Annotated in this window: 17 protein-coding genes; 12 read left to right on the forward strand and 5 right to left on the reverse strand. The window is 30.9% G+C overall.

From position 1 onward, the window contains the following. Positions 1-42: 42 nt before the first annotated feature. The 3 genes from porM to ACFQ5N_RS06025 all read left to right on the forward strand — a co-directional run bounded on the left by porM (position 43) and on the right by ACFQ5N_RS06025 (position 3,620). Positions 43-1,587 (forward strand): type IX secretion system motor protein PorM/GldM, encoded by a 1,545-nt coding sequence (gene porM, locus ACFQ5N_RS06015; RefSeq protein WP_386808586.1) that lies wholly within the window; start codon positions 43-45, stop codon positions 1,585-1,587. 12 nt (positions 1,588-1,599) lie between these two features. Beyond that, entirely contained in the window at positions 1,600-2,508 is a 909-nt protein-coding gene (porN, locus tag ACFQ5N_RS06020; RefSeq protein ID WP_386808587.1) for a type IX secretion system ring subunit PorN/GldN, read from the forward strand. A gap of 71 nt (positions 2,509-2,579) precedes the next feature. Further along, positions 2,580-3,620, forward strand: a complete 1,041-nt coding sequence (locus ACFQ5N_RS06025; protein ID WP_386808588.1) for an NAD(P)/FAD-dependent oxidoreductase — start codon at positions 2,580-2,582, stop codon at positions 3,618-3,620. Here ACFQ5N_RS06025 and ACFQ5N_RS06030 read toward each other — a convergent pair. Continuing rightward, a complete protein-coding gene (locus ACFQ5N_RS06030; protein WP_386808589.1) occupies positions 3,601-3,999 on the reverse strand; it encodes a DUF983 domain-containing protein in 399 nt (132 codons plus the stop codon). The two genes, ACFQ5N_RS06025 and ACFQ5N_RS06030, sit on opposite strands and share 20 nt — an antisense overlap. 122 nt (positions 4,000-4,121) lie before the next feature. On the opposite strand from ACFQ5N_RS06030, the gene ACFQ5N_RS06035 reads away from it, so the two are divergent. From ACFQ5N_RS06035 to ACFQ5N_RS06045, 3 genes are read left to right on the forward strand one after another with little or no spacing between them, the layout of a single operon-like run. Then, the gene (locus ACFQ5N_RS06035) at positions 4,122-6,041 is read left to right on the forward strand and encodes an ABC-F family ATP-binding cassette domain-containing protein (protein WP_386808590.1); all 1,920 of its coding nucleotides are present in this window, start codon (positions 4,122-4,124) and stop codon (positions 6,039-6,041) included. Then, positions 6,032-6,964, forward strand: a complete 933-nt coding sequence (locus ACFQ5N_RS06040) for a 1-aminocyclopropane-1-carboxylate deaminase/D-cysteine desulfhydrase (RefSeq protein ID WP_386808591.1) — start codon at positions 6,032-6,034, stop codon at positions 6,962-6,964. The genes ACFQ5N_RS06035 and ACFQ5N_RS06040 overlap by 10 nt, the downstream gene beginning before the upstream one ends. A 2-nt stretch (positions 6,965-6,966) precedes the next feature. Next, positions 6,967-7,761, forward strand: coding sequence for a glucosaminidase domain-containing protein (locus tag ACFQ5N_RS06045; protein WP_386808592.1), 795 nt, complete (start codon positions 6,967-6,969; stop codon positions 7,759-7,761). A 62-nt stretch (positions 7,762-7,823) separates the two neighbouring features. Here the strand turns inward: ACFQ5N_RS06045 and ACFQ5N_RS06050 are convergent, their stop codons facing one another. Then, on the reverse strand, positions 7,824-8,306 hold the full coding sequence (locus tag ACFQ5N_RS06050) for a Spy/CpxP family protein refolding chaperone (RefSeq protein ID WP_386808593.1): 483 nt from the start codon (positions 8,304-8,306) through the stop codon (positions 7,824-7,826). Between the two features lie 149 nt (positions 8,307-8,455). Between ACFQ5N_RS06050 and ACFQ5N_RS06055 the strand changes: the two genes are divergently transcribed. The 3 genes from ACFQ5N_RS06055 (at position 8,456) to ACFQ5N_RS06065 (ending at position 13,723) form a co-directional block, all read left to right on the forward strand. Next, positions 8,456-10,393: a YgiQ family radical SAM protein gene (locus ACFQ5N_RS06055; protein ID WP_386808594.1), complete on the forward strand. Its 1,938-nt coding sequence runs from the start codon at positions 8,456-8,458 to the stop codon at positions 10,391-10,393. Between the two features lie 72 nt (positions 10,394-10,465). After that, positions 10,466-12,064: a mechanosensitive ion channel family protein gene (locus ACFQ5N_RS06060; RefSeq protein ID WP_386808595.1), complete on the forward strand. Its 1,599-nt coding sequence runs from the start codon at positions 10,466-10,468 to the stop codon at positions 12,062-12,064. Between the two features lie 6 nt (positions 12,065-12,070). Continuing rightward, positions 12,071-13,723, forward strand: a complete 1,653-nt coding sequence (locus tag ACFQ5N_RS06065; RefSeq protein WP_386808596.1) for a dipeptidyl-peptidase 3 family protein — start codon at positions 12,071-12,073, stop codon at positions 13,721-13,723. A gap of 104 nt (positions 13,724-13,827) precedes the next feature. Here the strand turns inward: ACFQ5N_RS06065 and ACFQ5N_RS06070 are convergent, their stop codons facing one another. Then, positions 13,828-15,564, reverse strand: coding sequence for a LysM peptidoglycan-binding domain-containing protein (locus ACFQ5N_RS06070; RefSeq protein ID WP_386808597.1), 1,737 nt, complete (start codon positions 15,562-15,564; stop codon positions 13,828-13,830). Positions 15,565-15,593: 29 nt separating this feature from the next. Beyond that, on the reverse strand, positions 15,594-17,126 hold the full coding sequence (gene guaA / locus ACFQ5N_RS06075; protein ID WP_386808598.1) for a glutamine-hydrolyzing GMP synthase: 1,533 nt from the start codon (positions 17,124-17,126) through the stop codon (positions 15,594-15,596). A gap of 387 nt (positions 17,127-17,513) precedes the next feature. Here guaA and gyrB point away from each other — a divergent pair, with 387 nt between their 5' ends. Beyond that, on the forward strand, positions 17,514-19,457 hold the full coding sequence (gene gyrB, locus ACFQ5N_RS06080) for a DNA topoisomerase (ATP-hydrolyzing) subunit B (RefSeq protein ID WP_386808599.1): 1,944 nt from the start codon (positions 17,514-17,516) through the stop codon (positions 19,455-19,457). A gap of 188 nt (positions 19,458-19,645) precedes the next feature. Further along, a complete protein-coding gene (locus ACFQ5N_RS06085; RefSeq protein WP_386808600.1) occupies positions 19,646-20,569 on the forward strand; it encodes a malate dehydrogenase in 924 nt (307 codons plus the stop codon). A gap of 74 nt (positions 20,570-20,643) precedes the next feature. Here ACFQ5N_RS06085 and ACFQ5N_RS06090 read toward each other — a convergent pair whose 3' ends face one another. Continuing rightward, positions 20,644-22,320 carry a formate--tetrahydrofolate ligase gene (locus ACFQ5N_RS06090; protein WP_386808601.1) on the reverse strand — a complete coding sequence of 559 codons (1,677 nt, stop codon included), beginning with the start codon at positions 22,318-22,320 and terminating at the stop codon, positions 20,644-20,646. A 170-nt stretch (positions 22,321-22,490) separates the two neighbouring features. On the opposite strand from ACFQ5N_RS06090, the gene secDF reads away from it, so the two are divergent. Further along, complete coding sequence (gene secDF, locus ACFQ5N_RS06095; RefSeq protein WP_386808602.1) at positions 22,491-25,487, forward strand: protein translocase subunit SecDF; 2,997 nt, start codon at positions 22,491-22,493, stop codon at positions 25,485-25,487. Positions 25,488-25,581 lie beyond the last annotated feature (94 nt).

Raw genomic sequence — 25,581 nt, forward strand, 5'->3', positions numbered from 1 at the left:
TTGATTGTTTAACTAAATTATTAACAAAAAAAACTAATTAAAATGGCTTCAGGTAAATTATCACCAAGGCAGAAAATGATTAACTTAATGTACTTAGTTTTCATTGCAATGATTGCAATGCAAATGTCTAAGCAAGTTCTTTCTGCATTTGGGTATATGAATGAAAAATTAACAGAGAATAATATTTTGTTTGAAAAAAGTAACATTGCAAAATATGATAATCTGAAAACGAAAGCAGCTGATCAACCAGAAAAATATGCTGCAAAATTTGAACAAGTAGAAAAAATTAAAAACTTAACAGTTACGTTTACTACTTATTTAAATTCTTTAGAAGAAACTTTTTTAAAGGGCGTTGAAGACCCTAAAGATTATGAATCAATGGATAAAACTTCAACTGTTGATGAATACTTTTTTGTAGGAGATAAGTTCACTAAAAAAGGTCAAGAATTTTTAGATCAAATAAAAGCTTATAGAGAAGGTACTATAGCTGTTGTTGGAGAAAATAGTCCGTTAGCAGCAAATATTAGCGATAGATTTAGTACTTCAGTTCAAAAGAATAGAGATGGAAAAGACCAACCTTGGTTAAATAATAGATATGAAGGTTTTCCTTTAATCTCAACTCTTACAAACATAACATCTATGAAAACAGATGTTAAAGTAACAAATTCAGAGATATATAATTCAATTTTAGGTGGTCAGTTAGAAGCTGATGCTGGTATTTCAGAAAACACTTATAGAACTATATTAATTCCTGAAAAATCTGCATTCTTTCAAGGAGAAAATTTCAAAGGTAAATTGGTGTTAGGAAGATATGATGCAACTTTAAAACCTTCAAGAGTTACCGTAAATGATAATTCTATTGATAAAAAATTCTTTAAAGATGGTGGAGTTGAGTTAAGTTTTCCTGCAGGAACAGTTGGAGAGAAAGACCTTAAAGGTGAATTTGTATTTACGCAAGATGGAAAAGATGTTGTTATTCCAATTGAAACAAGTTATGCTGTAATTCCAAAGCCAAATAATGCAGTTATTTCAGCAGATAAAATGAATGTTGTTTATATGGGAGTTGATAACCCTATGACTATTTCAATTCCTGGAATTTCAGATAATAAAGTAACGGCAAGAGGTAATGGCTTAACAAAAATTGGTGGCTCTGGAAAATATATAATGAAACCAGTTTCAGGTAAAGAAGTTACTATAAATGTTTCGGGTAAATTACCTGATGGTACTACTGTTAGTACTTCTCAAAAATTTAGAATTAAAGGTATTCCTTCTCCTAGCGGATCTGTTAGAAAAGAAATGGGGTACGTAAAAATGCAAAAACAGAGTTTAGAAAAAGCTACTGTGGGTGCTGTTTTACCTGATTTTGATTTTGATTTATCTTTAAGAACTACTGGCTTTACTATTAAGGTTCCTGGTCAATCTGCGGTAGTAGTTAGAGGAAACAAGATGAATGCACAGGCTAAAAAAGCGATTGCAAAATCAAGAAGAGGCGATGTAATTACAATTTTTGATATTAAATCTTCGTTAGTAGGTAATAGTACATATAGAATTAAACCTGCTTCAGCCGTAAGTGTAGAAATACAGTAAATTGAAAATTAAATGATGAATAAGAAACATATTGGAATAGTTGTATTGGCGTTGTTGTTATTTCAAAGCAGTATTATAGCGCAGTCAAATTTAGGTAATGCAAGGGTACCTCAAGATATTGGTAAAAAAACTGACCGACAATTAGCTGTTGATGATGATAAACCATTAGAATACGGTTATATTGATGATAGAGATATTGTTTGGTCTAAAGTTGTTTGGGAATATATTGATTTGAATGAACGTATCAACTTACCTTTATATTACCCTGTTGACACTGTAAGTGTTTCTATGAATAGACGTTCATTGTTTGATACGTTATTGCGTGGTATAAAATCTGGAGAAATTACTGAAATTTACGATGATTCTTATTTTACAGCTAAAATGACGAAGGCCGAAATTATTGGTAAACTTTCAAGAGTAGATACTACCGATGCTGGTTTTGATGAATTAAACCTTGGTAATACTAATATTGAAGAATACATTGATAGAATTAACCTTACTTCACAAGATATTGAAGGCTTTAAAATTAAAGGATTTTGGTATTTTGATAAGCGTCAAGGAGAATTAAAATATAGATTGTTAGCAATAGCTCCTGTAGCTCCAGATGTTCAAGTTATGGGGAATGATGATGTTTCTGATAACACAGAAAAACTTGCGTTGTTTTGGGTGTGGTATAGAGATGCTCGTGAAGTATTGCATAATATGAAAGTTTTCAATCATAAAAATTCTGCGCATCCTATTTCTTTCGATCATATTTTAAATGCAAGAAGGTTTAGTGCCATTATTTATCGTACTGAGAATATTTATGGAAACAGAGATGTTTCTCAATACGTAAAAGGAAATGCATTATTTCAAGTGTTAGAGTCCAATAAAATTAAGGATGAAATTCGCAATAAAGAAATTGATATGTGGAATTATTAATAAAATAATTTCATAAAAAATTAAAACTCTTGCAACCGCAAGAGTTTTTTTTTAACACATAAATGTAGCTAATGCAAGTAGATTATATAATTGTTGGTTTAGGTTTGGCAGGATTGGCTTTTACAAAAGAGCTTGAAGATCACGGAAAATCTTTTTTGGTTTTTGAAGATGAATCTCAAAATTCATCTATTGTTGCAGGAGGTATGTATAATCCTGTTATTTTAAAAAGGTTTACACCTGTTTGGAATGCAGTTTCTCAATTAGAAATAGCATTGCCATTCTATAAAGAATTGGAGCATAAATTGAATGGAAAGTATGATTATTCGGTAGATATATACAGAATATTTAAATCTATTGAAGAGCAAAATAATTGGTTTGTTGCTTGTGATAAACCAAAGTTAACCAATTATATGGTTCCTGAAATTGTACAAGAGAGGTATAAAGGGATTATTGCTGATTTTGGTTATGGGAAGCTTCAAGAAACCGGAAGGATTGACACCAAAAAATTATTAGAAGATTATACTACTTATTTAAATGAAAATGATAAAATAAGAAATGAATCTTTTGAGTATAATGCTTTAATTTCTGAAGAAAATATTGTGAAGTACAAAGATGTAAGAGCTTCTAAAGTTATTTTTTGTGAAGGATTTGGACTTAAAAAAAATCCGTATTTTAACTATTTACCAATGCAAGAAGCTAAAGGTGAATTGTTAATTATTCATGCACCAAATTTAAAAGTAGACTTTTTAATAAAAGCTGCCGTTTTTGTGATGCCAATAGGAAATGATTTGTATAAAGTTGGTGCTACATTTAATTGGAAAGACAAAACAATGAACCCTTCAAAAGAAGGTAAACTTGAACTTATTGAAAAGTTAGAAACTTGTATTACTTGTTCATATAAAATTATTGATCACATTGCCGGAATTAGACCAACTACAAAAGATAGAAGACCGTTAGTTGGAATTCATCCAAAGCATAAAAATTTGGCTATTTTAAATGGTTTGGGAACACGTGGTGTAATGATTGCTCCAACAGCAGCAAAAGAATTGTTTAATAGCTTAGAAAAAGGAACTGAAATAGATTCTGAAATTTCTATTGATCGTTTTCAGTAATTCTTATTGTAGTAGGGTCGTATTTTACAAAAATGTTAATCCATATAATTCTTGAAAGGCGAATAGTAACGGGCGCAGTTAATACTAACATAACTACAATTGGTAGAAAACTTTCAAGTAAACTTAATTTAAAAAATAAGGTTGCTATTGCAAAAGTTATAATTCCTATTCCTACGGTTAGTCCATAATTTACATACATTGCACCATAAAAAAATGAAGGTTCCATCGTGTATTTCAATCCACATTTTGTACAGTTTTCATGCATATTAAAAGCCTTGTGCAATTTAAAAATATTTTTTTCCTGCATAAAATCACCTTCATGACATCTTGGGCATTTATTAAAAAAAATACTATAAAGTTTATTTCCTTTTTTAATCATTAGATAAGCGTTTTTGTAGGTAGGTTTAATTAAAAATAACTTTAACTGAGTTCCAATTTTTTTATAGTAAATTTGCAAGAATTTTGCGAAAAACACAAAATTACATAAAAATACAAAACTAAATGCTTAACGTACATAATTTAACGGTTTCCTTTGCCGGATCCGATTTATTTTCAGGAATAACTTTTAAATTAAATAAAGGAGATAGAGTAGGACTTATAGGGAAGAATGGTGCAGGAAAATCTACCCTTTTAAAAGTAATTTCAAAAGATATTGAAAGCTCTGGAGGTACTATGGCTTTTGATAAAGATATTCGTATTGGTTTTTTGCGTCAGGATATTGATTTTGTTGAAGGAAGAACAATTTTAGAAGAAGCTTATCAAGCTTTTGAAGAAATTAAACAAATTGAAAAAAAATTAGAAGCCATTAATGTTGAGTTAGCTGAAAGAACTGATTATGAAAGTGAATACTATCATGATTTAATGGTTGATTTAAACGATTTTACACATAGATACGAGTTACTAGGTGGTTATAATTACAAAGGAAATACCGAAAAAATATTACAAGGTTTAGGTTTTCAAAGAGAGGATTTTGATAAGTTAACCGATACCTTTTCTGGAGGATGGAGAATGCGTATTGAACTTGCAAAATTATTATTGCAAAACAATGATATTTTATTGTTAGATGAGCCTACAAATCACCTGGATATTGAGTCTATTATTTGGTTAGAAAATTTTTTAAAAGCATATACGGGAGCTATTGTTTTGGTGTCGCATGATAAAATGTTTTTAGATAATGTTACCAATAGAACTATTGAGATTTCATTAGGCCAAATTTATGATTATAAAAAACCATACTCACAATTTTTATTGTTGCGTAGTGAAATAAAAGAAAAGCAATTACAAGCTCAAAAAAATCAAGAGAAAGAAATTAAAGCTACGCAATTACTAATTGATAAGTTTAGAGCAAAAGCCAATAAAGCATCAATGGCGCAATCTCTTATTAAAAAGCTTGATAAAGTTGAGCGAATTGAAGTTGATAATGATGACAATGCTGTAATGAATATTCGCTTTCAAATTTCAAAAGAGCCAGGTAAAGTTGTTATTGAAGCAGAAGGACTTTCAAAAAGTTATGGAAATAAGCATGTATTAGAAAATGTAGATTTATTAATTGAAAGAAATAGTAAAATTGCTTTTGTTGGACAAAATGGTCAAGGTAAATCTACCTTGGCAAAAATTTTGGTTGGTGAAATTCCGCACGGTGGTCATTTTAAATTGGGGCACAATGTACAAATAGGGTATTTTGCTCAAAACCAATCAGAATATTTAGAGCCTGAACAAACGGTACTAGAGATTATGGAGAATGCCGCAACAGATTCTAACAGAGCAAAAGTTAGAGATATGTTGGGTGCATTTTTATTTGGAGGTGATGCTGTAGATAAAAAAGCCAAAATGTTATCGGGTGGTGAAAGAAATAGATTGGCATTGTGTAAGTTATTGTTGTCTCCTTTCAACGTTTTAATTATGGATGAGCCAACAAATCACTTAGATATAGCTTCAAAAAATGTGTTAAAGCAAGCATTAAATAGTTTTGACGGTACATTAATTTTAGTATCGCATGATAGAGATTTTTTGCAAGGTTTAACCACAACAGTTTACGGTTTTAAAGACAAAGTAATTAAAGAATATTTAGGTGATATTGATTATTTCTTAGAGCAACATCAAATTGAAAATTTACGAGAAGCTGAAAAAAGAACGGTGGCTCCTAAAAAAGTTGACACTAGTAAAAAAGAGGCTTTTAAGTTTTCAAAATTAGGAGATAAAGAACTTAAAAGATTGAAAAATCAACTGTCTAAATTAGAAGTTCAAATTGATAAGTTAGAAAAGAAGGTGTTAGAAATGGACGAAGCTTTGGAGAAAGATTATGAAACAACGGCTGCAGATCCTGCTTTTTTTGAGACTTATAAAGAAACAAAAAATAAGATTGAAGGATTAATGGGTAAATGGGAAGAATTAGAAGAAAAAATTGAAAATTGTTCTTAGAAAATAAAAATAGTATTGTACAACAAATATCTTTTTCTGAGATATCAGATAAAGATGTTACACTTTTTATAAAGCGTGAAGATAAATTGCATCCATTTATTTCAGGTAATAAATACCGAAAGCTGAAATATAATTTAGAAGAAGCAGCAAAACAAAACCACCATACATTAGTAACTTTTGGTGGCGCATATTCAAACCATATTGCCGCCGCCGCTGCAGCAGGTTTTGAACATAATTTTAAAACCATTGGTGTAATTAGAGGAGATGAATTAGCACATAATTTAGAAACCGTTTTACAACAAAATCCTACATTAAAATTTGCTGCAGCACACGGAATGAAATTTCATTTTGTTTCTAGAAGCGCTTATAGAGATAAAACTTCTGAAGCTTTTATTTCAACTTTAAAAGAACAATTTGGCGATTTTTATTTAGTTCCTGAAGGTGGTACAAATAAATTTGCTGTAAAAGGTTGTGAAGAAATTTTGAATGATGAAGATAAGATTTATAATGTTATTTGTTCTGCAATTGGCACGGGCGGAACCATTTCAGGAATCATTAATTCAACAAATAATAATCAAAAAGTAATTGGATTTCCTGCATTGAAAGGTGATTTTTTACAGCATGAAATTAACAAATATGTACTAAAAAATAAGAATTGGAGTTTAAATACCAATTATAACTTTGGAGGTTACGCAAAAATTTCTGAAGAATTAATTACATTTATAAATAATTTTAAGACTGAAACAGGTATTCCTTTAGATCCTGTTTATACAGGTAAAATGTTGTTTGGAATTGTAGATTTAATTAAAAACAATTATTTTGAAAAAGGAACTAAAATTTTAGCAATTCATACTGGAGGTTTACAAGGAATTGATGGCATGAATTTAATATTGAAAAAGAAAAATTTACCAAAAATAATTTAAGTATGAGGTTTAATTATGTATTTGTAGTATTGTTAACGTTAAGTTTATTTGCAAGTTGTAAGTCTAAAAAAAGAGCTGCAAGCAAACAGTCTACACCTGTGGTAAAAGAAGTGGTTGAGCCAAAAGTTGTAACTGCTGAGCCTTCAAAAAAAACAAAAGAAATTAAATCTGTAATTACCAATTCTACCGAAGAATACATAAAACAATACCGTGATATTTCAATGAAAGAAATGCGTGATTATAAAATTCCGGCAAGTATAACATTGGCACAGGGAATTTTAGAATCTTCAAGCGGTAAAAGTGCTTTAACTATGCGCTCTAATAATCATTTCGGAATTAAATGTCATAAAGGTTGGACAGGTAAAAGAACTTATCATGATGATGATGAAAAAGGTGAGTGTTTTAGAGTTTACAAAGATCCAAGAACATCTTTTAAAGATCATTCAGAATTTTTAACAACAAGAAGTAGGTATAGTGGTTTGTTTGAATTAGATCCGGGAGATTATGTTGGTTGGGCAAAAGGATTGAGTAGAGCTGGTTACGCAACAGATAGAAGGTATCCCGCTAAATTAATTGCTTTGATTGAAAAATATGAGTTACACCAATACGATATGGAAGTATTAGGTAAAAAATACAAAAAGCGTAAGCCTTCTAAATCATCTAATCATATTGTTGTGAAAGGTGATACATTGTACTCAATATCTAGAAAATATGGATTGTCTGTTGATAAACTTAAAAAAATAAATGGGTTAAGCTCTAACGTAATTAATGTTGGGCAATCTTTAGTGGTGAAATAAAAAAAGCGCCGTAAATACGACGCCTTTAATACAATTAACCATTGTTATAAATCAAACTATATTTAAATTCTGTTATTGTTTTGGCGACCTTGTTGATTGCCTCCTTTTTTTCCTTTTTGTTTATTTTGAGCTAGTTGTTTTTTACCATCTCTTTTTCTCGAATTCATATTTTCTTCCCATTTGGTAAATTGATCTTTTGTTAAAATAGTTTTAAGAGCAGCCTTATGTGCAATCATTTTATCCAATCTAGTTTGTTGTAATTCAAATTTTTCATCGCTTGATAATTGTACGCCATTATCTCTATTTGCTCTCATTTGTGTTCTAATTTTTACACGTTCTTCAGCATTTGTTTTCTCAATTGCATAAATTTCTTTTTGCTGTGAGTCATTTAAATCTAAATCTAAAGTCATTTTTTTAACTTTTAATGTTGCCATTTGTTCAGGCGTAAAATCTGAGCGGTTTCTTTGTTGTTTGTTGTTTTTTTGTGCAGTTATGTTTAAAGATATCAACATTGCAATTACTGTTATTCCTATTATTTTTTTCATAATTTATACTTTTAAAAATTGTTTTATAGTTCTTTGACTTCCTAAATTTCAGATGGTTTAATGCGTTAACACTCGTTAACTTTTGTTAACATTCATCAAATTTTGATAGTTTATATAGAATTGTTTTAAATAGTGTATTTTTGCAGCATATGATGAATAAACTTTCAGATTGGTTACCTACAACTAACAAAGAGGTGAAACTTAGAGGTTGGGAAGAGTTAGATGTAATTCTTTTTAGTGGAGATGCTTATGTAGATCATCCTGCATTTGGACATGCAGTTGTTGGGCGTATTCTAGAAAGTTATGGGTTAAAAGTAGCCATTGTTCCGCAACCAAGTGTAAATGATAATTTACAAGATTTTACCAAGCTCGGAACACCAAGACTGTTTTTTGCAGTTACTGGAGGTTGTATGGATCCAATGGTGAGTAATTACACCGCAAGTAAGCGCAAAAGAGATAATGATGCCTATACACCAAATGGAGATAAAGGTTTTAGACCTGATTATGCAACTACAGTTTATAGCAATATTTTAAAAGAAAAATTTCCCGATGTTCCTGTTTTAATTGGCGGAATTGAAGCTTCATTACGAAGAGTTACACATTATGATTATTGGAGTGATACTTTAAAACCAACAATTTTAGAAGATTCAAAAGCAGATTTGTTGGTGTATGGTATGGGTGAACAACCGCTACGAGAAATTGTAAATCTACTTCAAAAAGGAGTGCCTTTTTCTAGTTTAACAACGGTGAAGCAAACATCCTTTTTATTAAAAAAAGGTGCTGAAATTCCTAAAAATAAAAACTGGAAAGACGTTACAATTAATTCGCACGAGGTTTGTTTGAAGAATAAAAAGAAATTTGCTGAGAATTTTAAAGTAATTGAACAAGAGTCAAACAAGTTATTTGCAGATAGAGTTTTACAAGATGTTGGAAATTCAACTGTGGTAATTAATCCACCTTATGAAACAATGACTGAGAGTGAAATTGATGCTTCTTTTAATTTACCTTTTACACGTTTACCACACCCTAAATACAACAAGCGAGGCCCAATTCCTGCGTTTGAAATGATCAAGTTTTCTATTAATATACATCGTGGTTGTTTTGGCGGTTGTAGTTTTTGTACTATTTCAGCACACCAAGGTAAGTTTATCGCAAGTAGAAGTCAGGAATCTATTTTGAAAGAAGTTGATCAAGTAACTAAAATGGAAGATTTTAAAGGGTATTTGTCTGATATTGGTGGACCTTCAGCAAATATGTATAAAATGAAAGGTAAAGTGCAAGAAATTTGCGATAAGTGCGTTTCGCCTTCTTGTATTTCTCCTGTAATTTGCCATAATTTAGATACTTCACATAAACCATTAACAGATTTATATAAGGCTGTTGATAAGCATCCTAAAGTTAAAAAATCATTTATTGGTAGCGGAATTAGACACGATATGTTAGTGCCTGAATTCAATAAAAAAGCTGACCCTAAAGAATTAGATGCGTACACTGAAGAAGTGATGACAAACCACGTTTCAGGTCGCTTAAAAGTTGCGCCAGAGCATACTTCTGATCCTGTGTTGAAATTAATGCGTAAACCTTCGTTTTCGTATTTTCATAAATTTAAAGAACGTTTTGATAGAATCAATAATAGAAAAAAGTTAAACCTTCAATTAATACCTTATTTTATTTCAAATCATCCAGCTTGTGAGTTAGAAGATATGGCAAATTTAGCTGCTGAAACTAAAGATTTAGGGTTTCAATTAGAACAAGTTCAGGGTTTTACACCAACACCAATGACCGTTGCTACGGTGATTTATTACAGTGGATTTCATCCTTACACGTTAAAACCTACAAGAACACCAAAATCAAAAAAAGAAAAAGATGAACAACATCGTTTTTTCTTTTGGTATAAAAAGCAAAACCAACAATGGATAAAGAATACATTGTCTAAAGTTGGTAGAAATGATCTATTGCAAAAATTATTACCTGAAAATAATTCTTGGCGAAAAAATAAAGGTGCAAAACCAAAAGACACTTTTAATGATACAATTACTTCAACTTCAAGAAAAAAGAATAAATATAAGAAACGTAGAAAAAGATAATTATTTATAGCACATTCTATAATTCATAATTTAAAGTCTTAAATTTGAGACTACTTTATAAATCAATTTAGAATGAAAAAGATACTTATATTTTTCTTAGTTTTTTCAACTTCAATTTTTGCGCAAAAAAAAGTTGAAGTAGATTTGAGCAATCCCAATTCTACCATTTATACACATTTATATTTTTTACAATCTAACTCTTATGAACCTGCCAAAGCAGCAACAACTATTTATGGTTTTGAAGGTGAAGAGGCTGAAAATATAGCTATTAAACTTAAACAAATATTAGATGGTAAAGGGTTAAAGGTAGATTTTAGTAAAGTGCCTTCAGATGCTATGTTTTCTGATACTACTGGCTATGTAATAGGAAATAGGTATGTGTTGTTTCCATATCAAATGCCAGATATTTATGTGGAAAGAATTGGTGGAAAATGGTATTATTCTCCTGAAACTACCCAAAATGTAAATGAAATATACAACAGTGTTTTTCCGTGGTATACAGAGAAATTACATCAAATAATCCCTGAAATTGGTCATAAAAAGTTTTTGAATATTGAATTATGGCAGTATTTGGGTTTAATTATTTTGCTAATTGTATGCTTTATATTATTTTATTTCTTGCATAAAATTATGTTCTTTTTGTTGCAGAAAATTCAGTTTTGGATTATTCATACTTCAAGCGATCAAATAAAATTAGCACTCAAAAAACTATCGCGTCCATTGGTTTTATTAGTTTTAATGTGGTTTGTTCAACTTGTTTTACCATCGTTGTTTTTAGATTTAAATGTAAACACCTATTTATTTCTTGGGTTGAATATTATGACCGCTGTTTTTTGGATTTATGTGTTTCTAAAATTAGTTCAAGTTGTTATGAGTGTGTATTCTGACTATGCGCAAGGCACACATAATAAACTAGATGATCAATTAGTACCTATTCTAAATAATTTTTTAACAGGAATTGTTGTATTTATTGGACTATTAAAACTGTTAACGCTATTTGGTATTGAGCCTGGAGCTGTAATTGCAGGTGCTTCCATTGGTGGTTTAGCGGTTGCATTAGCATCTCAAGATACGGTGAAAAATTTGATTGGAACCGTAATGATATTTTTAGACAAACCATTTCATATTGGAGATTGGATTGAAGCTGGAACCGTTGTTGGAACCGTTGAAGCTGTAGGTTTTAGATCAACAAGAGTTAGAGCTGCAGATACTTCTATTTACCAAATTCCAAATAGTTCATTGTCTGAAATGGTTGTTAATAATAAAGGGTTACGTGCTTACCGTCGTTACTCTACAAATTTGGGAATTCGGTATGACACACCACCAGAGTTAATTGAAGCTTTTGTAAACGGAGTTCGTAAAATTATAGAATTACACCCAGACACACGAGATGAATCTTATAATGTTGAGTTTACTGGGTTTGGAGATTCGGCATTGTTAATTTTATTAAATGTATATTTTAAAGCTTTAGATTGGGGAGCTGAGCAATCATCTAAACATAGTTTGCATTTGGCTATTTTAAAATTAGCTGCGAATTTAGGTGTTGAATTTGCATTCCCTTCAACTACATTAATGATTGAGCAATTTCCAGAAAAAAAAGTTTCAAATACTGCGTATAATGTTGAAGAAAATAGAATTCAACAAATAATTAATGAAATTTCAAATAAATAAAGAAACATGAAAAAAGGATTTGTATTACTACTTGTTGTTTTAGTGTTTGCTTCTTGTGAGCATAAAAAAGAAGCGCGTAGGGCAGTTAAACAAGTTAGTGTTGAAGAAAAAAATGATGCTATGACAAATAATTTAAATAAATATGTATCGTTCAAATTAACTTCAGATTTGAGTGTTTTAAGTGAAAGTGAACGCAAAATGCTGCCAATTTTGATAAAGGCTGCAGAAAAAATGAATGACTTGTTTTGGTATGAAGCCTATGGAGATAAACAAGAATTATTTGAAAAAGTTACTGATGAAAATACCAAAAAATTTATTGAAATTAATTACGGTCCTTGGGACAGATTAAATGGTAATAAATCGTTTGTTGCTGGTGTTGAAGAGAAACCAAAAGGCGCAAATTATTATCCTTCAAATATGTCCAAAGAGGAGTTTGAAACGTTTGAAGATACTTCAAAATCTAGCTTATATACATTTTTAAGAAGAAATGAAGATGGAAGTTTAAAAACTGTTCCTTTTCATGTGCAGTTTAAAAATGAGGTAAAAGAAGTTTCAAATTTATTATTAGAAGCCGCTACCTTGGCTGAAGATGCAGGGCTAAAAAAGTATTTAGAATTACGTGCTGCTGCTTTTTTAAATGATCAATATCAAGAGAGTGATTTTGCTTGGATGGATATGAAAACAAATACCTTAGATATTGTAATTGGCCCAATTGAAACGTACGAAGATCAATTGTTTGGAATAAAAGCAACACACGAGGCGTATGTGCTAATTAAAGATCAACAATGGAGTGAAAAACTAGCTCATTTTGCAAATTTTTTACCAGAATTGCAACAAGGTTTACCTGTTGACGATATTTATAAAACTGAAGTTCCTGGGACTGATTCAGATTTAAATGCATACGATGTTGTGTATTATGCAGGAGATTGTAACGCAGGTGGAAAAACTATTGCAATTAATTTGCCTAATGATGAGCAAGTACAATTGCAAAAAGGAACAAGAAGGTTGCAACTTAAAAATGCTATGCGTGCTAAATTTGATAAAATTGTAGTACCAATTACTGAGGTTCTAATTGATGAAAGTCAAAGAGAATATGTGAAATTTGATGCCTTTTTTGCCAATACTATGTTTCACGAAGTGGCTCACGGTTTAGGAATTAAAAATACAATAAATGGAAAAGGAACTGTTCGTTCTTCATTAAAAGAATTGGCTTCAGCATTAGAAGAAGGAAAAGCAGATATTTTAGGTTTGTATATGGTGCAGCAATTACACGAAAAAGGTGAAATAGCTGGAGATATGAAAGATTATATGACCACGTTTATGGCAGGTATTTTTAGATCTGTACGTTTTGGAGCATCAAGTGCACACGGAAAAGCAAATATGATTAGATTTAATTTCTTTAAAGAAAAAGGTGCTTTCGCTAAAAATGAAGATGGAACCTATAAAGTGAATTATGATAAAATGGAAGAGGCTATGAAAGATTTATCAAATTTAATTTTAACGCTTCAAGGAAATGGTGATTATGAGGGTGTAGCACAATTGGTAAAAGAAGAAGGTATTATTTCAGCAGATTTACAAAACGATTTAAATAAATTGAGCAAAGCTAATATTCCTGTTGATATTGTTTTTGAGCAAGGAATTAACGTATTAGGTTTATAATGGAAATAACTTTATTCAGAATTTTATGGAATAGATTTCTGAAAAAAATATATTAAAAAAAAGCCTCCAATTTGGAGGCTTTTTTATGAATTGTATTGAAGGTTCTACTCAATAATTGTTGTTGTTAAATCTTCGTTGTATTGAATTAAAAATAAACCTTCATTCTCAAAACTTCCAAAAGTGTTTTTTGAATAATTGAATTTTGAGAAAATCCGTTCAGATTGCCCTGTTGTGAGTCCTTCATCATTAATTTCACTACTAGCTAATCTCACTAATGCATCATAAGTAACTTCAAATCCTCTAATGGCATACTTTGAAGGGAAGGCAGCATTCTTTTGTTTAAAAGAGTTATAAAACTGCGTTATTTCTGGTTTTTCAGTGTTTAAAAATTCAGCAGTTGGGTAGGTGAATTTTAATTTCCCTAAAAATGAATTGTCAATATTTTTGAAATTTTTCCCTTTATTTAAAGCAAATAAATTAATTTGAATTCTTTCGGCAAAACCTTTTAAGTTATTTACTGTTGTTGAAGTGGTTACGTTTTCATCACTAATTAAAACAACCCAGTTATTAGAAAGCGAATCTAACTTTGTTAAAAATTTATCGCGATTTATATATCCTTTTTCAGGTTTTATTACTGTAACAGTTTGTATGGAATCAAAGGTTTTAATTTTGTTAACCATTTGCCATAATTGTGTTTGGGTTTCTTCTTTTCCATCATTAATAACTAATATGTTTTCACCTTTGTAAGTGGCTTCCATATGAGCTAATAATTTATTTTGATGAGCAATACTATTTGGTCCCGATTTTATAAAATTAGGAGCGTTTAATTCATCTTGTTTTTTAGATTGAAAAGGAGCCAATACGTACGCATTGGTTTTTTTTGAAACCAAGTGCGCACTCTTCAAAAATAAAGGGCCAACAATTAAATCTGTTGTATTAAAATTTTGATTGTTATTTAATAATGATTGTATTTTTTGATTTGATTTTTCTGAATCAAAATAAGAAACATCAATGTCTAAACCTTTTTCTTTTAAAGAGTCAATAGCCATTTGGGCACCTAAGTGAAAATCGGTGGCAATATTTAAAAGTGAATTGCTTTTGTCAAAACTTTTTAATGCAATAGAATCATTTAGTTTGCTTAACTGGTAAGGTAAAATTAGTGCTACTTTTAGTTTTTTAGATAAATTAAGATTCTCTTGAAAAACAACTAACGAGTCAGTTGGAATTTCAGTCATTTCCTCAGTAGTATTATCAGATTCTTCTTTAATTACAACAGGTTTAATTTTTAATAACATTCCTAATTTTAGCCCATCTTTTAAAGATGGGTTCAATTGTAATAAATCTTCATCTGTAACCTCGTACTGCTTTTTTATACTAAAAACAGTGTCGTCTTTTATAACTTTATGAAGTACATAATTAACGGTGTCTTTTGCTTGTGTAACACTTGGTTTTGGAATAGTTAGTTCCATTCCAATTTTTAATCCATCTTTTAAGGCAGGGTTTGCAACAGTTAATTCTTCAACTGTAATTCCGTGCTTTTTAGAAATTCCATATAAGGTTTCTTGTGGCTTTACTTTGTAAAAGTCACCTTCTGTTTTAACAACTGTTGTAGTTTTTCCATAGTTTTTATTAGGAACAATTATAACAGTACCAAGCACTGGTTTTCTACTAACTCCTGGGTTTAACCTAGCTAAATCTTTTGTAGATAAATTATAATTTTTAGCAATACTTTTTAAAGTTTCGCCTTTTTGAACTTCATAGGAAACATACTTTTTTTCTTGTGCTATTGTAATAACAGAGAAAAAAAGTAGTACTAAGGTTAAAATCTTAATTTGTTTCATAAATTAAAATTGATTTTATTTTAAATAATTTATTCCCACTCAATAGTTGCAGGTGGTTTAGAGCTAATATCATATACTACTCTATTAACGCCTTTTACACCGTTTATTATTTTATTAGATGTTTTTTGTAAAAACTCGTATGGTAAATTTACCCAATCAGCTGTCATTCCATCGGTAGATTCTACTGCGCGTAAAACAACTGCTTTTTCATATGTTCTTTCATCTCCCATAACACCAACAGAATTTACTGGTAATAACATAGCACCTGCTTGCCATACTTTATTGTATAAACCTTCGTCTTTTAAGCCTTGAATAAAAATATGATCAACTTCTTGTAACATTCTTACTTTTTCAGCCGTAATATCTCCTAAAATACGAATTCCAAATCCTGGTCCTGGAAAAGGGTGACGACCTAGCAATTCAGCGTCAATTCCCATAGATTTTCCAACTCTTCTTACTTCATCTTTAAATAAAGTATTCAAAGGTTCTACTATTTTTAATTTCATAAAGTCAGGTAAACCACCTACATTATGATGCGATTTAATAGTTGCTGAAGGTCCACCAGTTGCTGAAACAGATTCAATAACATCAGGATAAATAGTTCCTTGTGCTAACCATTTTACATTTTGAATTTCATGAGCTTCATCGTCAAAAACTTCAATAAATACTCTACCAATTATTTTACGTTTTCCTTCAGGGTCAGACTCTCCTTCTAGCTCTTTCAAAAACCTTGCCGAAGCATCAACACCTTTTACGTTTAAGCCCATATGTTTGTATTGGTCTAAAACGTTTTCAAATTCATTTTTACGTAACAATCCGTTATTTACAAAAATACAATACAGGTTTTTACCAATTGCTTTGCTTATTAACGTGGCTGCTACGGTAGAGTCTACACCACCAGATAAACCTAATACTACTTTGTCATCTCCTAATTTTTCTTTTAGTTCAGCTACAGTAGTTTCAACAAATGAATCTGGCGTCCAAGTTTGTTCAACTTCTGCAATATTTACTAAAAAGTTCTTTAAAATGGTTAATCCATCTTTAGAGTGGTAAACTTCTGGGTGAAATTGAATTCCGTAAGTTTTTTCGTCTTTAATTTTGAATGCGGCATTTTTAACATCGTGTGTGCTACCAATTAATTCAAAAGTTTCTGGTAAATTTAAAATGGTGTCACTGTGACTCATCCAAACTTGGCTTCCTGTGGAAACATTCTCAAAAAACACTTCGTTTTCTTTGATAAAAGAAAGATTAGCTCTTCCATATTCACGAGTGTTTGAAGCGCCTACTTCACCACCAAAGTTATGAGCCATATATTGGGCTCCATAACAAACACCTAATAAAGGAAGTTTCCCTTTGATTTCTGATAAATCAGGGTGAGGAGCTTCTTCTGATCTTACAGAAGATGGACTTCCTGAAAGAATTACAGCTTTGTAATCTTTAATATCAAAAGTTTTACTGTTGTAAGGAAAAATTTCACAAAAAATGTTTAATTCTCTAACTCTTCGAGCAATCAACTGCGTGTATTGCGAACCGAAATCTAATATAAGTACCTGATGTTGCATCCGCAAAAATAATATTATTATAAATAGTATAAATACTTTATTTCATTTTTTCTTAACAATATAATTTTCTAGTTAAATATTTTCATTTTTAGCACCATTTAAGTTGTATTGCGCATTTTTTTGTAAAAAGAAATGGTAGTTTTTAAGTTTTTCAGTAAAAAATTGAGCTCATTTTAGGCTTCATAAGGCATTTTCTTAAAAATAAATTGGTTTGTGTAGAATTAAATGGTCTAAAATTACTTTTAAGCTAATTTTAGCTTTTTTAAGCGCGTTTTGGGTAATTTACAAATTGTTAATAACTTCAAAACTGTAGATCTTTAGAGTCTTTAAAACTTTAAATTGAAGCATTATATTTGTGTTTAGTAAATACATAAAAACTTAAATTTTATGAGCGAAGAAGAAAAAAAACACAGTTATGATGCTTCCAGTATTCAAGCATTGGAAGGAATGGAGCACGTGCGTATGCGTCCGTCAATGTATATTGGAGATGTTGGAGTTAGAGGTTTACACCATTTAGTATATGAGGTTGTAGATAACTCTATTGATGAAGCAATGGCTGGCCACTGTGATACAATTGAAGTTATTATTAACGAAAATAATTCAATTTCGGTACGTGATAATGGTCGTGGTATTCCTGTTGGAATGCACGAAAAAGAAGGTGTTTCAGCATTAGAAGTTGTAATGACTAAAATTGGTGCTGGTGGTAAATTTGATAAAGATTCTTATAAAGTATCTGGAGGTTTACACGGTGTTGGTGTATCGTGTGTAAATGCATTATCAGATCATTTAAAAGCAACTGTTTATTCTAGAGATGGACAAATTTGGGAGCAGGAGTATGAAAGAGGAAAAGCGCTGTATCCTGCAAAACCAGTTGGTAAAACCACTGAGAAAGGTACAATGGTTACTTTTACGCCAGATAAAACTATTTTTACTCAAACTGTAGAATATAGCTATGAAACTTTAGCAACACGTTTAAGAGAACTTTCTTACTTAAATAAAGGTCTTAAAATATCACTTACAGATAAAAGAACTACCGATGAAGAAGGAAATCATCCTACTGAACATTTCTTTAGTAAAGTTGGTTTACCTGAGTTTGTAACATATTTAGATGCAACACGTGAGCAATTAACTGCTGATGTGATTTCAATGGAAGGTGAAAAAAATGGAATACCTGTTGAAGTTGCAATGGTTTACAATACTTCTTATACTGAGAATTTACACTCGTATGTAAACAATATTAATACACACGAAGGAGGTACTCATTTATCTGGATTTAGAAGAGGTTTAACAGGTACACTTAAAAAGTATGCTGAATCTACAGGATTGTTAGATAAGCTGAAATTTGATATTGCTGGAGACGATTTTAGAGAAGGGTTAACTGCAATTGTTTCAGTAAAAGTAGCAGAGCCACAGTTTGAAGGGCAAACAAAAACAAAATTAGGAAATCGTGATGTTTCTTCAGCGGTAAGTCAAGCGGTTTCTGAAATGTTACAAGATTATTTAGAGGAAAATCCAAATGATGCTAAATTAATTGTTCAAAAAGTAATTTTGGCCGCAACAGCACGTCACGCAGCACGTAAAGCTCGTGAAATGGTGCAGCGTAAAACAGTTATGTCAATTGGTGGTTTACCAGGGAAATTAAGTGATTGTTCTGAAACTGATCCTGAAGCGTGTGAAATATTCCTTGTTGAGGGAGATTCTGCGGGAGGAACAGCAAAACAAGGTAGAGATAGAGCTTTTCAAGCCATTTTGCCATTACGTGGTAAAATTTTAAATGTTGAAAAAGCAATGCAGCATAAAGTTTTTGAAAATGAAGAAATCAAAAATATGTTTACTGCATTAGGTGTTTCTATTGGTACAGAAGAAGATCCAAGAGCCTTAAACTTATCTAAACTTCGTTATCATAAAATTGTAATTATGTGTGATGCCGATGTTGATGGTAGTCACATTGCAACGTTAATTTTAACGTTCTTCTTTAGATATATGAAGGAATTAATTGAAAACGGACATATTTTTATTGCAACTCCACCTTTATATTTGGTAAAGAAAGGACAAAAAAGAGAATATGCTTGGGATGATGATCAACGTGATTTAATTGCACTTAATATGGGTGGAAATGTGAATATTCAACGTTACAAAGGTCTTGGGGAGATGAATGCAGAACAGTTGTGGGATACAACTATGAATCCTGAATTTAGAACTTTACGTGAAGTAACTATTGATAATTTAACAGAAGCAGATAGAGTGTTTTCTATGCTAATGGGAGATGAAGTTCCGCCTCGTAGAGACTTTATTGAGAAAAATGCAAAATATGCAAACATTGATGCGTAATGATGTTTGTTTGTAAATATGTAAAAAGCCACTTTTTGAAGTGGCTTTTTTTATGATTATCATAAAAAAAGATGATAAAAATCATCAATATCGATTTCGTAAATTACGCTAAATCGTAATTATCATTTCTGTAAAATTTTAGTACATTTATAGCTCAAAAAAATAATATTAAAACTAAATATAAAAATATGAAAGTAACCGTTGTTGGAGCAGGTGCTGTTGGTGCAAGTTGTGCTGAGTACATTGCGATTAAAGATTTTGCAGATGAAGTAGTGTTGATTGATATTAAAGAAGGATTTGCTGAGGGTAAAGCTATGGACTTAATGCAATGCGCATCTTTAAATGGATTTGATACTCAAATTACAGGAACTACAAACGATTATTCTAAAACTGCAGGAAGTGATGTTGCTGTAATTACTAGTGGAATTCCAAGAAAACCAGGAATGACACGTGAGGAATTAATTGGAATTAATGCAGGAATTGTAAAAACAGTTGCTGAAAATTTAATTAAATATTCTCCTGAAGTAATAATTATTGTGGTTAGTAACCCAATGGATACAATGGCCTATTTAGCTCACAAAGCTACAGGATTACCAAAAAATAGAATTATTGGAATGGGAGGAGCGTTAGATAGTGCTCGTTTTAAATTCCGTTTAGCTGAAGCTATTGGTTGTCCAGCATCAGATGTTGATGGTATGGTAATTGGTGGTCATAGTGATGTAGGTATGGTTCCATTAATTGGAAAAGCTGTGCGTAATAGTGTAAAAGTTTCTGAATTCTTATCAGAAGAAAGAATGGAGCAAATTGTGGCTGAAACTAAAGTTGGTGGAGCAACATTAACTAAATTATTAGGAACAAGTGCTTGGTATGCTCCAGGTGCAGCTGTTTCAGAAATGGTTAAAGCTATTGCTTTAGATTCTAAAAAAATGTTCCCTTGTTCAGCGTTATTAGAAGGTGAGTATGGATTAAGTGATATTTCAATTGGTGTACCTTGTATTATTGGTAAAAATGGAATTGAGCAAGTTGTTGAGATTGAGTTAACAGAAGCAGAGCTTGCAAAAATTCAAGAAAGTGCTGTAGGTGTTAAAGCTACAAATACTTTGTTAGCATAGTTTATTAAAAACTTAAATATTGAAAAGGCTCCAAATGTATATTTGGAGCCTTTTTATTTTACAATATATATGAATTATGATAATCCAGAAATAACACCATTTTTATTTATAGTCATATTTTCTGAAGCTGGGTTTGCAGGTAGACCAGGCATACGCATCATTTGACCTAGTATAGGAATAATAAATTTTGCGCCTGCGGCAATTTCAATTTCACGAACTGTAACCACAAAATTAGTTGGTCTTCCTCTTAAGAATTCATTGTCTGAAAATGATTTTTGTGTTTTGGCCATGCAAATAGGGAAATTATTAAAACCTAATTTGTCAATTCGCTTTAAGTTTAGTTTCGCTTTCTTATCAAAATCAACACTATCTGCGCCATAAATTTCTTTTGCAATTGTTTCAATTTTTTGTTTTATAGGAGTGTTCCAATTGTATAAAGGTTTAAATGGTGTTTTGTTTGATTCAACAGTATGTACAACAGCTTCAGCTAATTTTTTTGTTCCTTCTCCTCCTTTAGACCAGCTATCACATACCACAGCTTGTACATTTAGTTTTTCACATTCATTAATAATAAAATCAATTTCTTCGTATGAATCACTTTTAAAGGTGTTGATGGCAACAACAGGTTCAATATTAAATTTACGAATGTTTTCTAAGTGTTTTTCTAAATTACAAAAGCCGTCTTTTACCAAATCTAAATTAGGTGTTTCAAGCTGGTCTTTTTGAGCACCTCCGTGATGACGCAGTGCTTTTATAGTAGCAACTAAAACAACTGCTTTTGGTTGTAAATTAGCAGCTTGACATTTGATGTTTAAGAATTTTTCTGCACCTAAATCTGCCCCAAAACCACCTTCAGTTACTACGTAATTAGACAATGATAAGCCCATTTTTGTCGCAATAATTGTATTGGTTCCTTGTGCAATATTAGCAAACGGACCGCCGTGAATAATTGCTGGATTTTCCTCTAAAGTTTGAACCAAATTAGGACGTATGGCATGTTTTAATAAAATTGCCATAGAGTTTTCAGCCTTTAAATCTCTTGCGAAAATGGGTTTTTTATCAAAAGTAAATCCAATAAGAATATCTCCTAAGCGTTTTTTCAAATCTTCAAAATCAGTAGCCATACATAAAATAGCCATTACTTCAGAAGCAGGTGTTATGTTAAATCCATCTTCACGAGGTATTCCATTCGTTGTACCACCTAAACCAATGGTTATTTTTCTAAGTGAGCGATCGTTCATATCAATCACACGTTTCCAAAGAATTGTTCTTGGATCTAAATTAAAACTACAACACTTACTTTGTAAATTATTGTCAATTAAAGCAGATAATAAATTGTTTGCTTTTTCAACGGCATTAAAATCTCCAGTAAAATGTAAGTTAATATCTTCCATTGGTACAACCTGAGAGTATCCACCACCTGCGGCACCACCTTTTATGCCAAAAACAGGACCTAAAGAAGGTTCTCTTAATACAACAGTTGCTTGTTTTCCAATTTTATTTAAACCTTCAGTTAATCCAATAGAAACAGTAGTTTTTCCTTCGCCAGCTGGTGTTGGTGTAATAGCCGTAACTAAAATTAGATTGTTTTGTTTTATTTTGTCTTCGTCAATTAAGTCTAACGGAAGCTTTGCTTTAAACTTACCATACATTTCTAAATCATCTTCGTCAACACCTAATTTTTGAGCTATATTTTTAATGTGAACAAGCTCTTTTTGTTGCGCAATTTCTATGTCTGATAAATATTTCATATTGTTAAAATTTAAGTATCAAATATAACAAATTCATAGTTGAGAACAGTGTAAATTAAGTAACCAATAATTAATAAGTAAATAAAGAAAAAAAGAATTGTTAGTTCCTATTTGAAATTATATATTTGCACGTTTATTACAAATGAATTTTATATTAAATAAATTTTAACATGCAGAATAAAGGATTAATTAAGTTATTCGCTATTTTATTCGGATTAGTAAGTATATATCAATTATCATTTACTTGGTTCACAAAAAATGTGGAAAGTAAAGCAAATGAGTATGCTATATCTAGAACTGATGATGGGAGAGAAATAGCAAATTTAGAGAGAGTTTATTTAGACTCTGTTGCAAACAAGCCAGTGATTGATTTGGGTTTTGCTCAGTTTAGTTACAGTGATATTAAAGACAAAGAAATTAATTTAGGATTAGACCTTAAAGGAGGAATCAATGCTATTTTACAAGTTTCTGTAAAAGATATCTTAGTTGGGCTGTCAAACGAGTCAAAAAATCCAATTTTTAATGAAGCGTTAGCAAAAGCTGCTGAAGCTCAAAAAAGTAGTGATGATACTTTCTTAAACTTGTTTTTTGAAGAGTTTGAACAATTAAGCAACGGAACTATTAAATTAAGTGATCCAAGTATTTTTGGTAATAAATCTTTACGTGAGAAAATTAACTTTAAGTTATCTGATGAGGAAGTAATGCCAATTATTGAAGAAGAAGTTACAGGTTCTGTAAATACTGCTTTTGAAGTATTGCGTAGTCGTATTGATAAATTTGGTGTTACACAACCAAACATTCAACGTATTGGAAAATCAGGTCGTATTTTAATTGAATTACCTGGTGCCAAAGATATTGATCGTGTTAAAAAATTATTACAAAGTACTGCAGAATTACAGTTCTGGGAAGTATATACAAACCAAGAAACAACAAACTTCTTTTTTCAAGCAAATTCAGTTGTTGAAGGTTTATTAAAACAAGAAGAATCTACAACAGAAGAAACAGCTTCAGTAAAAGATGAATTGAATGATTTATTAGGAGAAGTTTCAGATTCTTTGGCAACAAAACAAGTAAATAATTTATTTACTGTTTTAACTCCTAGTGTACCACAATCTCAAAATCAAGTATCTTCAGTAATCGCAACTGCAAAAGTTGTTGATACAGCTAAGGTAAATTCATATTTAAGATTAAAAGAAGTTAGAGCTTTATTATCTAACGATATGAAGCACGCAAAGTTCTTATGGGATGCAAAGTCATTTGTGTCAAAAGTAATTGCTACAGGTGAAGATACTGAATTGATTTACTTATACGGTATTAAATCTAACCGTGAAGATGTTGCTCCAATTGAAGGAGATGTAATTGATGATGCAAGTCAAGAATACGGACAAACAGGAAAACCTGAAGTTAGTATGACAATGAATGCAACTGGTTCAAGATTATGGGGTAAAATGACTACTGATAATGTTGGGAAATTTGTAGCTGTAGTTTTAGATGACAATGTACATACAGCACCTTCAGTAAACACTCCAATTACAACAGGTAGAACTTCTATTTCTGGTGGAAGTATGACAGTGAGTGAAGCACAAGATATTGCAAACGTATTAAAAGCAGGTAAATTACCAGCTGCAGCACATATTATTCAATCAGAAGTTGTTGGTCCATCTTTAGGGCAAAAAGCAATTAATAGTAGTATGCTTTCATTTGGATTAGCATTAGTACTTGTATTGTTATGGATGATTTTCTATTACGGTAAAGCAGGAGCTTTTGCTGATGTTGCATTGGCAGTAAACATTTTATTCATCTTCGGAATTTTAACTGCATTTGGAGCGGTATTAACGTTACCAGGTATTGCAGGTATTATTTTAACAATAGGTATGTCGGTTGATGCCAACGTAATTATTTTTGAAAGAATTAAAGAAGAATTAAATAAAGGAAAAGGATTAAAAGCTGCAATTGAGCACGGATTTAGCTTTAAAGGAGCTTTATCTGCAATTATTGATGCTAACATAACTACTATGTTAACAGGTATCATCTTATATGTGTTTGGAACAGGACCAGTAAAAGGTTTTGCTTATACATTAATGGTAGGTATTGTTACATCTTTATTTACAGCTGTATTTATTACACGTTTATTAATTGACTGGTATGCATTAAAAGGAAAATTATTTACATTCAATACAAGTATTACTAAAAACTTATTTGCAAATATTGATGTTGATTTCTTGAAAAAACGTAAAATCGCTTACATAATTTCAGGAGGTTTAATTATTGCCGGTTTAGCATCATTGGTAACAAACGGGTTAAATTATGGTGTTGATTTTGTTGGAGGTAGATCTTACGTTGTAAAATTTGATAAAGCTACAAACCCATCTGATGTTAGAGCAACTTTAGAAGGTGCTTTTGGAAGTGCTCCTGAAGTAAAAACTTACGGAGAAGCTAGTCAATTAAAAGTAACTACAAAATATAAAATTGAAGAAGAAGGAAATCATATTGATGATGAAGTTCAAAACTTATTGTATACCAACTTAAAATCTTATTTACCAGAAGGTTTAACTATGGATGAATTTAAGCCTGGTTATGATGGTGAAAAAACAGCTGGTATTATGGCTTCTATTAAAGTAGAGCCTACAATTGCATCAGATATTAAAATTGCTGCAGGATGGTCTATTCTTGGTTCATTATTGGTAGTATTTTTATATATCTTATTTAGATTTAGAAAATGGCAATATAGTTTAGGTGCTGTTGCGGCAGTATTCCATGATGTATTAATTGTATTGGCAATTTTCTCTATATTCTATAAAATTTTACCTTTTGATATGGAAATTGGGCAATCATTTATTGCCGCTATTTTAACAGTAGTTGGTTATTCATTGAATGATACCGTGGTAATTTTTGATAGAATTCGTGAGTTTGCAGGAATTCATAATTCTTGGAAATTCTCTAAAATTGTGAATTTTGCATTAAGTTCTACATTAGGAAGAACCATAAATACTTCTTTAACTACATTGGTAGTATTAATGGCGATCTTCTTATTTGGAGGTGATTCAATTAAAGGATTTATGTTTGCCTTAATTGTAGGTGTAATTGTTGGTACATATTCATCATTGTTTATTGCATCGCCAATTATGTATGACACAACTAAAAAATTAGAGCAAAAGAAAAAATAAATAGGTGATAACCTAACATAGCAAAAACCGTTTTGAAAGTTCAAAACGGTTTTTGTATTTCAAACTAATAAATAATTTTTAAATTATAATTCAA

This window comes from Lutibacter holmesii (genome assembly GCF_042679665.1).
Taxonomy (GTDB): domain Bacteria; phylum Bacteroidota; class Bacteroidia; order Flavobacteriales; family Flavobacteriaceae; genus Lutibacter; species Lutibacter holmesii.